This is a genomic window from Streptomyces sp. NPDC001544 (genome assembly GCF_042894285.1).
In the GTDB taxonomy this organism is placed as follows: Bacteria; Actinomycetota; Actinomycetes; order Streptomycetales; family Streptomycetaceae; genus Streptomyces.
The window spans coordinates 1-13,687 of record NZ_JBIAVN010000013.1 but is presented as its reverse complement, the minus strand read 5'-3'; the positions used below and the strand labels follow the sequence as shown (position 1 = coordinate 13,687).

General features: G+C 70.2%; 13 protein-coding genes. 3 read left to right on the top strand and 10 right to left on the bottom strand.

The window, feature by feature from the left end; all coding sequences use genetic code 11:
* Positions 1–97 precede the first annotated feature (97 nt).
* A complete protein-coding gene (locus ACFY0F_RS27900; protein ID WP_388799864.1) occupies positions 98–1,303 on the top strand; it encodes an acyltransferase family protein in 1,206 nt (401 codons plus the stop codon).
* Positions 1,304–1,399: 96 nt separating this feature from the next.
* On the opposite strand, the gene ACFY0F_RS27895 is transcribed toward ACFY0F_RS27900, so the two are convergent.
* From ACFY0F_RS27895 to ACFY0F_RS27860, 8 genes are all read right to left on the bottom strand, one after another.
* Positions 1,400–2,302 (bottom strand): glycosyltransferase, encoded by a 903-nt coding sequence (locus ACFY0F_RS27895; RefSeq protein ID WP_388799861.1) that lies wholly within the window; start codon positions 2,300–2,302, stop codon positions 1,400–1,402.
* A gap of 23 nt (positions 2,303–2,325) precedes the next feature.
* A complete protein-coding gene (locus ACFY0F_RS27890) occupies positions 2,326–3,138 on the bottom strand; it encodes a BTAD domain-containing putative transcriptional regulator (RefSeq protein ID WP_388799858.1) in 813 nt (270 codons plus the stop codon).
* 225 nt (positions 3,139–3,363) lie between these two features.
* Positions 3,364–3,987, bottom strand: a complete 624-nt coding sequence (locus ACFY0F_RS27885) for a dTDP-4-dehydrorhamnose 3,5-epimerase family protein (RefSeq protein WP_388799855.1) — start codon at positions 3,985–3,987, stop codon at positions 3,364–3,366.
* Positions 3,988–4,239: 252 nt separating this feature from the next.
* Positions 4,240–4,689 carry a spore-associated protein gene (locus tag ACFY0F_RS27880; protein WP_388799852.1) on the bottom strand — a complete coding sequence of 150 codons (450 nt, stop codon included), beginning with the start codon at positions 4,687–4,689 and terminating at the stop codon, positions 4,240–4,242.
* Positions 4,690–4,855: 166 nt separating this feature from the next.
* Positions 4,856–5,842 (bottom strand): aldo/keto reductase, encoded by a 987-nt coding sequence (locus tag ACFY0F_RS27875; protein WP_388799849.1) that lies wholly within the window; start codon positions 5,840–5,842, stop codon positions 4,856–4,858.
* A 47-nt stretch (positions 5,843–5,889) separates the two neighbouring features.
* Complete coding sequence (locus ACFY0F_RS27870; protein ID WP_388799847.1) at positions 5,890–6,894, bottom strand: NAD-dependent epimerase/dehydratase family protein; 1,005 nt, start codon at positions 6,892–6,894, stop codon at positions 5,890–5,892.
* 73 nt (positions 6,895–6,967) lie between these two features.
* Complete coding sequence (locus tag ACFY0F_RS27865; RefSeq protein WP_388799845.1) at positions 6,968–8,356, bottom strand: NDP-hexose 2,3-dehydratase family protein; 1,389 nt, start codon at positions 8,354–8,356, stop codon at positions 6,968–6,970.
* 55 nt (positions 8,357–8,411) lie between these two features.
* Entirely contained in the window at positions 8,412–8,879 is a 468-nt protein-coding gene (locus ACFY0F_RS27860) for a nuclear transport factor 2 family protein (RefSeq protein ID WP_388799842.1), read from the bottom strand.
* Between the two features lie 200 nt (positions 8,880–9,079).
* Here ACFY0F_RS27860 and ACFY0F_RS27855 point away from each other — a divergent pair, with 200 nt between their 5' ends.
* Complete coding sequence (locus ACFY0F_RS27855) at positions 9,080–9,499, top strand: ester cyclase (protein ID WP_388799839.1); 420 nt, start codon at positions 9,080–9,082, stop codon at positions 9,497–9,499.
* 96 nt (positions 9,500–9,595) lie between these two features.
* Here ACFY0F_RS27855 and ACFY0F_RS27850 read toward each other — a convergent pair whose 3' ends face one another.
* Positions 9,596–10,765: a glycosyltransferase gene (locus ACFY0F_RS27850; protein ID WP_388800375.1), complete on the bottom strand. Its 1,170-nt coding sequence runs from the start codon at positions 10,763–10,765 to the stop codon at positions 9,596–9,598.
* Between the two features lie 114 nt (positions 10,766–10,879).
* A complete protein-coding gene (locus ACFY0F_RS27845) occupies positions 10,880–12,352 on the bottom strand; it encodes an MFS transporter (RefSeq protein WP_388799836.1) in 1,473 nt (490 codons plus the stop codon).
* 318 nt (positions 12,353–12,670) lie between these two features.
* On the opposite strand from ACFY0F_RS27845, the gene rfbA reads away from it, so the two are divergent.
* Positions 12,671–13,567 (top strand): glucose-1-phosphate thymidylyltransferase RfbA, encoded by an 897-nt coding sequence (rfbA, locus tag ACFY0F_RS27840; protein WP_388799833.1) that lies wholly within the window; start codon positions 12,671–12,673, stop codon positions 13,565–13,567.
* Positions 13,568–13,687: the final 120 nt, after the last annotated feature.

The following is a 13,687-nucleotide window of genomic DNA, read 5'->3' as shown; positions in this document are numbered from 1 at the left end:
GGCCGAAGCTGAGCGTTCAACGACCCTTGAGTGAGCCACGAGCACACGACTGTACAAAAGCGGTGATTCCCGGCCCCGACCCCAGAACGGAAGACCCATGGCCACAGACCAAGTACTGACCGGCTCCGCGCCGGCCGCAGCCGGCGGTGCGGGCACCCAGCCCGCCGGCGCCGCCGAGCCGAAGCGTGAGCGGATCTCCCGGCTGCCGTCCCTGACCGGCCTGCGGTTCCTCGCCGCGCTGACCGTGTTCGTCTACCACGCCTCCATCCCGATACCGACGCTGCGGCTGCTGGCCGACGACCGTACCGAGTTCCGGCTCTTCCACTGGTTCGACCAGGCCGGCGGACTCGGTGTGTCGTTCTTCTTCGTGCTCAGCGGGTTCGTGCTGACCTGGTCGGCGCGGGACAGCGACACCACGACGGGGTTCTGGCGGCGCAGGTTCGTCAAGGTCTACCCCAACTACGTGGTCGCCTGGGTGCTCGCGATGGTGCTGTTCGCCAGTGACTCCACCTCCACCCGGGTCGCCCTCTCCAACCTCTTCATGGTCCAGGTGTGGACGCCCGCGTACTACACCAACTTCAGCGTGGACCCGCCGAGCTGGTCGCTGGGCGTCGAGGCGGTCTTCTACCTGAGCTTCCCGCTGCTGCTGGCCGCCCTCCGGCGCATCGACCCCCGTCATCTGAAGTACTGGATCACCGGGACGATCGCCGCGGTGTGGGCCACCCCGGCGGTGGCGTACGCGGCGCTCCCCAAGACGCCGCTGGTTCCCAGCGGCCAGGGCTTCTCCGAGACCGCGTACTGGTTCACCTATGTGCTGCCCCCGGTCCGCATGGTCGACTTCGCCCTCGGCATCCTGGTCGCGCTCGCGGTCAAGCACGGGCGCTGGCGCGACATCGGCATGATCCCGTCGTTCCTGCTGCTGGCCGGCGGGTACTGGCTCACCTTCCACATGCCCTACTTCTACGGACAGCGCGCCACCATGATCATCCCGATCGCGCTGCTGATCGCGGCCGCGGCGACCGCCGACATCGAGGGCCGCTTCACCCTGTTCCGCAACCGCACCATGGTCTGGCTGGGCGAGATCTCCTTCGCCTTCTACCTGCTGCACTACATAGTGCTGTCCTGGCTGCGCAAGCAGCTCGGCACGCAGATGTACTCCACCTCGGAAGGAATCGCCCTGCTGGTCGGCGCGGCCGTCGGCACGGTGGTGCTGTCCTGGCTGCTCCACCGACTGGTCGAGACCCCGCTGGTGCGCCGGTTCAGCCGCCCGCGGCGTGCCGCGCGTGCGAAGGCCGTCGCCTGACCATCCGTCAGACATCGTCGGCGTCACGGCGGCGGCGCGTCACTCCCGCGGGGGTGGCGCGCCGCCGCCGACTGCCGTCGCCGCGCCCCTCATGTGTCAGCGCATGAGCGCCTCGATGCCCGGGACGAGGTCCGCCGGCGGCGGCATGCGGGCGATGCTCCGGCCCAGCCTGGCGGCCGTGGGCAGCACCCGGCCACCGTTGACGAGTTCGGCGATGTGGAACCGCAGCCGCAGCATGCTGGGGTCGCCCGCCAGTTCGTCGTCGGAGAGGCAGCGGCCGATGCCGGCCTGCTCCAGGCGCGCCCCGGCCCGCCGTTCCTCCTCCCCCGCCGGCAACACCAGCTGGGACACCCCGAACCGGGCGGCCGCGTACACGATCCCCTCGTCCCCACCGTGCACGACGACGACGCAGCCGGGCAGCAGCCGGCTCCAGGGGTGGTCGTCACCGGTCAGCACGACGAGTTGCAGCCCGAGGCTCTCGACGCCCTCGGCGACCCGCCTGAACAGCCGCCTGCGGCGCCGGTCCTCGGGCCGGGTCCCGGTCGGCACCCCGGTGATGCAGACGCGCGGAAGCAGCGACAGCCCGGTGAGCCGGGGCACCGGCCTTCCGGGCAACTCGTAGGCGTCACAGCGCACCTGCCAGGCACCGGCCTCCGGCCGGTCCCGCAGCTCCGGGGGGCAGGGGTCGATCCAGACGGTCGGCCGGGGCGACAACGGCGGTCGGGCGTACGGGAGATAGCCGATGGTGGGCACCCCGGACATGGCCGCCGTGGCGGTCGAGTCGGGGCACAGCGGGTCGTGGACCACCAGGTCGGGCCGCCAGGCCCGGCTGAACTGCTGCGGGCCGGCCAGCACCGGGACGAGTCCGGCCCGTGCCACGCGGTGGCGAGCCCGGGCCGGACAGCAGAAGCGGACCTCGTTGCCGGCTGCGTGCAGCGCCCTGGCGAGCAGCACCATGCGCAGCACGGCCGGCATTCCGAGGCCCCCCGAGAACAGCACTCGCACAGCTCCTCCCTGGGCAGTCACCCGGTGAAGCGGTCGAGCACCCGCCCGGTCCCGGGGTCGACGTCCAGCGCCGGGTCGCTCCCCAGCACCGCCCGCTGCAGCCGCTGCAGACGCTGTGAGGGCTCGATGCCCAGCTCCTGGACGAGGTGGGTACGCAGATTCTGGAAGACCTCGAGCGCCGCGGAGGGGCGCCCGGCCCGGTAGAAGGCCACCATGGACTGGGCGTGCAGGCCCTCGTGCAGCGGGTGCCGGGCGGTCAGCGCGGTGAGTTCCGTGAGCAGTTCTGCATGCCGGCCGAGCCGGAGCTCGACGTCGTTGCGCCGCTCCAGCACCCCGAGACGGCTCTCCTCCAGTCTCATCGCCTCGATCTCGAGCAGCGGTCCGGTGCGTACGTCGACCAGGGCCGGGCCCCGCCACAGGGCGAGGGCGTCCCGGAACAGCTTCGCGGCCTCGTGGTTGTCACCCCGGTCGAAGGCGCGCTGGCCGAGTGAGGACAGCCGGTCGTACTCGTGTACGTCGATGCTGCCCGGCTCGGCGTTCAGGAGGTATCCCCCGTGCCGGGTGAGCAGCAGCTCCTTGGAGCCGCCGGGTTCACCTTCCAGTGCGTTCTCCATGCAGCGCCGGAGCTGGAGGATGTACGTCTGCAGCGTGGTGAGGGCACTGCGCGGCGGGGCGTCGCCCCAGATCTCCTCCATCAGCGCGGAGACCGGCAGGACCTGGTTGGCGTAGATGGCGAGCAGCGTCAGGATCTGCCGCGGCTTCGCGGCCGTGGGCAGGATCGGAACGCCTTTGAGTTCGGCGTCCAAAGACCCCAGAACGAAGATTCGCATGCGGTCCCCCTTGTCTCTGTCGTCGGACTTCGAAAGTCCCATGTGGGCGCCCGCCGGGACAGTGCGTCACTCCTCCTCTGCCAGGTGTCTTCGTCCTGCTCGGGGTATGACCGATTCATGGTCCGCGCGCCAGGAGGCCGCCGTCGGTCGCCGGGCGTCCCGCACATGCCGAAAGGCCCCGCGTGCCCTGGTCCTTGGGCATGCGGGGCCTGCGGTCCGGTGCTCTCAGTCGACGGCGAACGTGGGGCGGCCGTACAGCGCGAGGCAGTCCTCGTAGGCCGGCAGGAGCCCTTTGGTCAGCGCCTCCTCCGCGGTGGGCGCGGCCAGGTCCTCGTCGGTCATCAACGGCGCCTCGGTGAGTCCCCACGGCAGGGCCAGAGCGGGGTCGAGCGCGCTGACCGTGTACGCGGAGCCCGCCGTGTACGGGCGGGAGCTGTGGCAGGCGACGACCGTGTCGTCCTCCAGGGCGAGCCAGGCGTGGCCGAGGCCCTCGGAGACGAACACCCCGGACGGACTGCGGTGGTCCAGCCATACCGTCTCGTACCGGCCGTAGTCCGGGGACCCGACCCGCAGATCCACCACGACGTGGACGGCGGAGCCCCGCACACAGCCGAACAGCCTGGCACGGCTGTCCGGGCCCGTGGTGCCGTGGATGCCGCGCAGCACCCGGCGCCGCCCGACCGACAGGTCGCTGTACCGGATCGCGAAGGGCCGTCCGATCGCTTCCTCGACGTAGTCCTGACGGAACGCCTCGTAGCGGACCACAACGTCGTCCTCAACGGCCCGGGGCGAGACCAGGAACGCGTCCGGGAGGGCGAGTTCGCTGATTTCCAGGCTCCTGAGATCCATACCCACGACGGTAGTCGCCGCAGCTCAAGACCGGCTGGAGCACCTCGGGCCCCGAGACGAAAGGATCAGGACAGTGCTGCCTCACGGCCGCTGGAGCAGTACCGGCGCGGCCGGGCTGCCGGCCGGCGCGAGGGGCCGGCCGACAACCCGGCCCGGCGGCGCTCAGCCCGGAGGGGCCGCGCCGGTCGTTCACCGGCGACGCGGCCCCTCCTCGTTCTCAGGCTTCGCAGCCGACCACGGAACTGAGCCTGGTCAGCGGGTTTCCGTGACCCGGTGCTCCTTCAGCCTGGCGCAGTTGGAGTTCTCCACCGACACGGAGACGTTGTTGATGCTGCCGCCCCAGCTCACGCAGTGACCCTTGCCGTAGACGTACACCGGCCCCGCGTAGGACGTGTAGTTCCCGGAGTCGTCGGACGAGGCGCCGGTGTCGGGGATGTAGACGTACGCGGCCATGGGCTTGGCCGTGCCCGGGTTGGCGCGGATGGTCGCGACGCAGTTCTTGCCGTTGGCGGAGTCGTACGTCAGGTAGACGGTGCCCAGCGAGCCGACGGCCGCTGAGTTCACGGTCTTGTAGGCGCTGCCGCAGACGCCCTGCGGTGTGACGTTCGGTGCGGCGGAGGCGGTCGTGGCCAACGCGGTCGTGGCACCCACCGCGAGAGCGGCGAACGCCCCGACGGCTGCGGCATTACGCGCGAATCTCATATTTCCCCCTTGTGTCTTCGAGAGCGGTTGCTCCCATTTGATGGGACCGTCCGGCGTCACGGATGGTTGCACCTGGCGCACGCCGAGCTCTCGAACGGCCGAATGTCGACCATCGCGTCCGGACAGGGACATCAGAGGGGGTGGGTGAGCACCGAGGTGCTCCAGGTCAGCTCAGCCAGCAGTCGGGGGCGGGGCCGCCGCGACCGACCGGCGGGAAGAGTACGTCGAGTTCGGCCAGCAGGGACTCGGGCAGCGCACACTCCAGGGCTTCGATCGCGCCTTCGATGTGCTGCTCCGTGCGTGGCCCGATCACGACACCGGTCACACCGGGGCGGGACAGCGTCCAGGCCATCCCGACCACCGCCGGGTCCAGGCCGTGGTCGGCACAGAGCTTCTCGTAGGCCTCGATGGTGTCGCGCTGCGCGTCCAGGGCCTCCAGCGCACGGCCCTGCGCGGACTTGACGGCGGAGTTGGTCCGCATCTTGCGGAGCACGCCGCCGAGCAGGCCGCCGTGCAGCGGTGACCAGACGAAGAGACCGAGTCCGTACGCCTGGGCCGCGGGGATCACCTCGAGCTCCGTGTACCGGGTGACGAGGTTGTAGACGCACTGCTCCGTGACCAGGCCCAGGCTGTTCCTGCGCTGCGCGACCGCCTGCGCGGTCGCGATGTCCCAGCCGGCGAAGTTGGACGAGCCGACGTAGCGCACCTTGCCCTGGGCGACCAGGAGGTCCATGGCCTGCCAGACCTCGTCCCAGCCCACGGACCGGTCGAGGTGGTGCATCTGGTACACGTCGATCCAGTCCGTGCCCAGCCGCCTCAGCGATGCCTCGCAGGACGCGATGATGTTGCGGGCCGACAGGCCGCGGTCGTTCAGGCCCTCGCTCATCGGGTCGCCCACCTTGGTGGTCAGCACGACCTGGTCACGGCGGGCGGGGCTCTTGCCGAGCCATCGGCCGATGACCTCCTCGGTGTGGCCCTTGTGGACGCGCCAGCCGTAGATGTTGGCGGTGTCGATCAGGTTGATGCCCCGCTCCAGGGCGTGGTCCATAAGGTGGTGCGCCTCCGGTTCCTCCACCCGGCCGCCGAAGTTGACGGTGCCGAGGGCCAGCCTGCTGACCCGCAGACCGGTACGGCCCAGCTGTGTGTAGATCACGCGTCCTTCTCCTCTTCCAGGGATTGAATGCTTCACCGGCGACAGGCTCAGGAGACTTCGGCCTCCCGGCCGCTGGAGCAGAACTCCGTCGTCAGGCGCAGGCCCTCCTCCAGGGACACCTGCGGCTTCCAGCCGGTGGCGGCCCGGAACGCGGAGGAGTCGATGGTCACGCTCCGGAAGTCGCTGACCTCGGCGTACTCCGGCGGTTCCACGGAGACCACCGGAACCGGTGCCTTGCCGGTCTGTTCGGCGACCAGGGCGGAGACCTTGGTGAACACGTCCCCGAGCGGGGCCCCTTGGCCGGTGCCGATCAGCCAGTGCTTTCCCGCGAGCACGTCCATGCGGGGGATGGCGGCCCAGAAGGCGCGGGCGACGTCGTCGACGTGGAGCAGGTCCCGGCGGACCGTTCCGTCGTGCCACATGGTCAGGGGCTCGCCGGCCACCGCGCGGCGCGTCATCGTGGAGACGATGCCCTTGTCCCGGGCGGTGGACCCGGCGCTGTAGCCGTACAACGTGGTCAGGCGCAGGGAGGCGGCACGCACCGTTCCCGCCGCGTCCGCTGCCAGCAGCAGTCGCTCCGCCTCGAGTTTCAGCCGCTCGTAGAAGCCCTCGGGCCGGTCCGGTTCCGTGCCGTCCAGGACCTCCTTGTCCGAGGAGCCGGCCTCCGTGACCGATCCCGTGAACAGGACGGTCGGGGGCGCCTGGGAGTCGGCCCGGTCGCCGAGGGCGTGCAGCAGGTCCTGCATCAGGCCCACGTGGACGCGTTCGGCTCCTGCGTCGCCGTCCGCTATGCGCCAGGTGGACGCCCCCGCGATGTACGCCAGTGAGTGGATGACGACATCGGCGCCGGCGACGGCGGCGGCCATCCGGCCGGGCTCGGTCAGATCCGCGGAGAGCACCTCGATCTCGGCGCGGGCGCCCTCGGGTACAGGGCACTTCCTGCGGGAGACGGCCCGTATCCGGACCGGGTGCTGTGCCAGCTCGCGGAACACGGCGGATCCGACGAAGCCCGCGGCGCCCAGCACCACGATGAGCGGGGAGTTCTCGGTCACAGCGCTGCCTCCAGCGTCCGGGCGGGGTTCGGTTCGGGGAGCGGGCCGCCGGGTAGGGTGGTTCCGCCGGTTGTCAGAGCAGGCATGCCGCCAGGCTCCGGGCCTCGACGTTGACGTGGTATCCGAAATGGGTCAGGCGGCCCAGCAGGCCGAGGGTCATCCACCGGTAGTTGTCCGGCGCCTCGATCTCGTGGTCCTCGGGGAGTTCGACGACCAGGTGACGCGTGTCCGCCTTGGAGAAGCGGCCGCCGTCCTCCGACTGGATGGCGTCCAGCCGGATCCAGGACTCGGGTGCGTCGAGATACTCCGTCAGCGGCGGGTGGTCCTCGGGGCCGCGGTGGTAGCCCGGAGAGAACTGGATGGTGGGACCGAGTTCGAGACGGTCCGTCAAGCCGGGCTGGATGGTGGCCTGGAGCAGGAACTGCAGTACCCCGGCCCGCCGCTGGCAGATCAGGGCCACGGCGTTTCCGGGGCGGGGCTCGAGCATGGGCTGCCACCACGTGCCGACCTCACGGCTCGTCGCCTGGACCGACATGCCGATGATGTCGAAGATGCGGCCGTCGCGATGGCGGATGCTGTCGTCGTCGCAGATCCATTCGTCCATGTCGCGCAGGCTGGTCCGCCTGACGTCCAGGCTGAACTTCGCCTTCTGGTCGAAGAGCCACGTCAGCGTGGAGGAGAGGTCGTCCGCCGAAGTCGGCGTCCGGTGCGACTTCACCAGCTCGGCGTGGAAGCCGTCGGCCTGCCCGGCGTAGGACGGCCGGTCGCCGTCGGCAACGCCGTAGGCTATTCCGGAAAGCACGGTACGGGCGTTCATGTTGACGCGATTGCCCAGCAGGAGCTGGTGGCGCAACTGGCCCAGGGTGAGCCAGGTGAAGTCCTCGTGGACAGGTACGTCCTCGTCCTCGGGCACCTCGACGATGATGTTCCGGTTCCTCTTGTACAGGTACCAGAAGCCGTGCTCGGAGAGGAGTTGGTCGAACAGGACACGTCGCCGCGTGCCCTCCAGGAAGTACTCCAGATACGGGGTGGCCCTGCCGCCGTGGACGCGCTGGTAGTTGCTCTGCGTCGCCTGGACGGTCGCCGCGTACTGGACGAAGGCGGTGTTCCCGGGCTCCATCTTCGCCTGCATGAGGAAATGGAGCACACCGTCGAACCGCTTGACGATGATGCCCAGGATGCCGATCTCCGGCTGGTTGATGATCGGCTGGTACCAGTGCGGCACAGGTCCGAAATCCGTCCGTACGGAGAGTCCTTCGATTGTGAAGAACTTTCCGTCGGCGCGGCTGAGCCGGTCACCCAGGTGCCAGTTCGGGAGACTGGCCAGCGGCACCCGTTCGACGTCGTACGAGGCGGACGCCTCCCGTTCCTTGAGGAAGGCGTCCGCGTCGGGGGTCAGCGGGGACTGCGACACCATCGCCGACGCCAGGAAGTCGTCGGCACCGTTCACCTCGGGCTGCATCCTGCTGCTTCCTTTCCATTCACGGGACATGACGGGCGAGCCGGCTTCGGGAGGATCAGGCGAGCTGACGGGCGATGGTGGCCATGTCGAAGTACATCGTCTTGTCGATCAGCACGTCGCCGTCGAAGTGGAAGAAGATCGCCAGAGGGGCGTCCATGGTCTTGCCGCGGTTGGGGATGCCACGCCAGTCCGCCTCCTGCTTGGCGCGGAACCGCGCCTCCACGATCACGGCGGTCGGCGTGTGGTGGACGTGGAACAGGCTGTGCTCGGCGACCGGGAACGCCTTCTGCAGATCGTCGAAGTAGCCCTTCTTGATGGCTTCTTCACCGATCAGCGGGGACTCCTCGAAGGGGATGATCCGGTACACGCCGCCGCGCGGGAACGTCCCGATCACTCTGTCGATGTCCCAGGAGCCCTGGACGGTGTGCTCGATGACGATCGCCAGGCGCCGCTTGCACAACTCCTCGTCGGGCTGCGGCAGGTCCGCGCCGGGTAGAGCGAACTCGTGCTCCTCGCTGGCCATGAAGGCTCCTTGGGACAGTGGCTGGTTCGGTTCGAAAACCGACGCTAGGCCGCCCCCCTCGCCTGTCCCTCGCGCTCCGCTGGAGCGCACCGGTGCTCGCCGCCACCGCGCGTCCGGGCGCATGCTCCAGGGGGATTCGACCGTGGGTGGCGATGCTTCGACCACATCGTTCTTCTCCCAACCAGCCAAGAGAGGCCGGCATGTCGAGCAATCACCACGCTCTTGTCCAGAGCTTCGTGGACATGATCAACAGCCATGACATCAGCACCATGCCGGAGCACACGGCGTCCGGACACATCGACCACAACCCCGTGGTGGCCGACGGCATCGAGGCCAACCAGGCGTTCTGGGTCCAGGTGTTCAGCGCCTTCCCCGACCTGAAGGCCGTGCTGCACGACGTCATCTCGGAAGGGGACCGGGTGGCCGCCCGTCTGGAGTACAGCGCGACCCACCAGGGCACGTTCCTCGGCATACCGGCGACCGGCCGCCCGGTGAGCTTCCAGTCCATCGACATCTGGAGGGTGGAGGACGGGCTGCTCGCCGAGCACTGGGACCAGCTCAACATGGACGACCTGTTCCGGCAGCTGGGGGTCGACCCGGCCGCGCTCGCGCAGTCCTGAACCAGCCAGGCCGCCGCCCACCGTGCCTACGGCCTCCCCTACGCACCGTGCCCCGCGCTCACGGACGAGCGCGGGGCACGGTGCGTAGGGGGCCGGTCAGCCGACGAACTCGGGGAACCTCGCGACCGTGTCGGCCGGCCCGGGCAGGGCCGCGATCTCGCCGGCCACCCTGCGGGCCGCCTCGCGGTGCGCTTCGTCGGTCAGCAGGGCGCGCATCTCGGTCTCCACCGCCTCGGCGGACACGTCCTCGCCGAGCAGCAGGCGGCCCGCTCCGGTCGCCTGCACCGCGGGCGCGTTGCCGAGGCCGTCGCTCTCCCGCGGCAGGATCAGCTGGGGCAGCCCCGTGGCCAGCGAGGCCAGGGTGGTGCCGTGGCCGCCGTGGTGGACGATGGCTGTGGCGTGCCGCAGTGCCTCGGGCTGCGGCACCCAGGGAAGCGTGACGACCCGGTCCGGCAGCTCACCCAGCTCGGCCGGGTCCACCAGAGCGCTCGTCGCGACGAGGACCCGTACGTCCAGCGGCAGCAGGCCGTCGATCGCGGTGCGCAGCAGCTCCGCGGAGCCGACCACGGTGCCGAAGCTCAGATAGACCAGAGGGCCCTCCCCCTGGGTGACGTGCGCGGGCAGCTCCCCCGGTTCGGAGTAGGGGACGGGCCGCTGCGGGATCACCTGGACACCCGAGGCCAGGAACTCCGGGTTCTGCACGGCGGGAGGGCAGATGTCGATGTACGGGTTGCCCAGGGTCGGGTCCTGGGCGATCTTGTCGGCCACTCCCAGGTCGCTCGCCGTGGCGAACAGCTCCTGCGGGATCAGCGGGTCGGGGGAGACCCGGCCGATGCTGTGACCGACGGCGGGCACGCCCGCCGCGGCGGCCGCGAAGGCGGCGCCCGGGTTGAAGGACTCGTAGACGACCAGGTCCGGCTTGACGGAGTCGACAACAGGGGTGAGATCCGCGAACGCGCTGCGCGGCAGCACCGAGCCGAACGCCTTCACCGCAAGGCTCGCCAGCACCTCGGGCGGAACGTCACTGGCCTGTACGGAACCGCCGTTGGCCTCCAGGAACGCCTGGCCGCCGGCCGCCTCGATGAACGCCTCGGGAACGGTGAGCCCGCTGGCGACCGGCCGCAACTGCGCCTTCTCGACGGTCGGGTGGAACTGCTCGCTGGTGGCGAACCAGACCTCGTGCCCGGCCGCCTGTGCCGCCTGGGCGAGCGGAATCAGGGGGAATACGTGTCCGTAGTTTCCAAGGCTTGCGAAGAGGACCTTCATGTCGTGCACGGCCTTTCTGCCGGTGGCGTGAGGAGAGCGTGAGGAGTGATGCGTGATGCCGACCCGGGGCCCACGCGATGTCGTCGCGTGGGCCGCGGGCCGGCGTACGAGGTGTCAGCGGGTGACCGAGGGGGCCGGGGCGACCGTGTCCCGGGCCGGTTCGCCGCTGGGCTGCTCCTGCGCGGCGGCGGGCCGGGAGGAGAAGAGCATCACGACCGCGGCGACCGCCATGGCCGCGGCGCCGACCCACAGGGCGGGGACGAAGCCGTCGACGAAGTTCTGGCCGGACGCGTAGCCGCCGTTGTGGGTGAAGACGGTGGTGAGGACGGTCACACCCAGCGGCGCGCCGAGCTCGCGGGCGGCCGAGTTCACGCCGGAGGCGATGCCCTGTTCGGAGACGTCGACGGAGCCCATCGTCAGGCTGAAGAGCGGGGCGAAGAAGCAGGCGACGCCCACACCGCCCAGGAGGAAGCCGGGCAGCTGCTCGACGTAGGACGCGTCGGGGCTCAGCACCAGTGCCCAGTAGGCGAATCCGGCGGCGAGCATCGCGAGTCCGAAGACCGCCACGGGACGTCCGCCGATCCGGTCCGACATCATGCCCGCGACGGGCGCCACCACGATGGGCATCGCCGTCCACGCCAGCATCCGCACGCCGGCCTCCGTCGGCGTCATGTGCTGGACGTTCTGCATGAACTGCGTGATGAGGAAGACCACGCCGTACATGCCGAAGGCCATCAGCAGGGCGCCGGCGTTGACGGCGCTGAAGGCCCGGTTGCCGAACATGCGCATGGGCACCATCGGCGCCCTGCTGCGGCGCTCCCACTGGACGAACACGGCGACCAGCACGGCGCCGGCCAGCATGGGGCCCAGGACCTGCGGGGAGCCCCAGCCGTCGTGGCCGTCCGCCCGGATCAGACCGTAGACGAGGCCGAGGATGCCGAGGCTGATCAAAGCGGTGCCCGGCAGGTCCAGGCGGTTGTTCGGACCGCGGCTCTCGGCCAGACCGCGCCAGGCGAGCGGGGCGAGCAGCAGGCCCACCGGCACGTTGATCCAGAAGATCCAGTGCCAGGAGATGTGTTCCGTGACGACTCCGCCCACCAGCGGGCCGCCCGCGATGGACAGTCCGCTGACCGCGCTGTAGATGCCGAGGGCCGCGCCGCGCTTCTCGGCCGGCACGGCGTGGGTGAGCAGGGTCAGGGAGAGCGGCATGATGATGGCGGCGCCGACACCCTGGACCACGCGGGCGGCGATCAGCTCGCCGATGCCCGGTGCCAGAGCGGCCCCGGCCGACGCGGCGGTGAACAGCAGCAGACCGGCGACGAACATCCGGCGGCGCCCGAACCGGTCGCCCAGGGCGGCACCGAACATCATCAGCACCGCGAACGCCAGCGTGTAGGCGTTCACCGTCCACTCCAGGTCCTTCAGGCTGCCACCAAGGTCCTCCCTGATGGTGGGCAGCGCGATGAGGACCACCAGATTGTCGAGCCCCGCCATGAAGGCGGTCAGGCCCGTGATCAGTGTGGCCATGCCCGGGGATTTCCCCGCCCCAGCCGTGTTGCCGCCGGCGGCGACCTTGTCAGTACTCATTCAGGGATTTCCTTCCGACTTCACCCATGGAGGGACAACGGTTTCCGTCGCGGGGTCGGTGACAGAGCGCCGTCCCGAAGCGGGCGGCGCGGAACATCGCACCCGAGGCTAGGAAGCCCTGCTCAAGCGCCGGTCGAGTCCTGACCCACCCGTCCTCGCCGGGCGCGCGCCCGTCGGGGCCCCGGCCGCGGTCGCCTCCAGCGCTGCTCCGCCCGCGCCCGATCGGGCGGCAGCAGCATCGGGCCGGCGGGATCCGGTCAGGCCCCGGCACGTACGAGGAGAGCCCTCGGCTCGAACAACAGTGGAAGGTGATCTGAGATGAAAGGCATCATCCTCGCCGGCGGCAGCGGCACGCGGCTGCGTCCGCTCACCGGCGCCTTGTCCAAGCAGATCCTGCCGGTCTACGACAAACCGATGATCTATTACCCGCTTTCCGTGCTGATGCTGGCGGGGATCCGGGACATCCTGCTGATCTCGTCCAAGGACCACTCGGACAGCTTCCGCACGCTCCTCGGGGACGGCTCCCGGATCGGCCTGAACATCGAGTACGCCGAGCAGGACCAGCCGCGCGGCATCGCCGAAGCGCTGATCATCGGCGCCGACTTCATCGAGGACGACCAGGTCGCGCTGGTGCTCGGGGACAACATCTTCCACGGGCCGCGTTTCGGGCTGCTCCTCGACGACGCGGTGCGCCGGCTCGACGGCGCGGCGCTGTTCGGCTACCAGGTGCGCGATCCGCATCGCTACGGGATCGGGGAGATCGACGAGCAGGGCCGGCTGCTGTCGCTGGAGGAGAAGCCGCGCCACCCGCGCTCCAACCTCGCGGTGACCGGGCTGTACTTCTACGACAACGACGTGGTCGAGATCGCCAAGAACCTCTCCCCCTCGGCACGGGGCGAGCTGGAGATCACCGACGTCAACCTGGCCTACCTGGCCCAGGACCGGGCCCGGCTCACCCCGCTCGGCCGCGGCTTCGCCTGGCTGGACATGGGCACCCACGACTCGCTGCTGCAGGCGGCGCAGTACGTCCAGCTGGTCGAGCAGCGGCAGGGCGAGTTCATCGCCTGTGTCGAGGAACTGGCGCTCAACCGCGGCTTCATCACCCCCGAGCAGTGCCTCCGTCTCGGTGAGGAGATGAGGGGCACGGACTACGGCGCCTACGTCATGGACGTGGCGTCCCGCCGCCTCCCGCAGCCGGCCGTCCGCGCCGCCTGACCGCTGGGGCCTGTCGGCGGATCACGCCGCAGACGCGGGGCTTGGCACGCCCTCCCCCACTCTCGGCTTCGCTCGAGCGGGCGGTGCCCCCACCGGCGTTGTCGTCGGTTGCCGACTCCC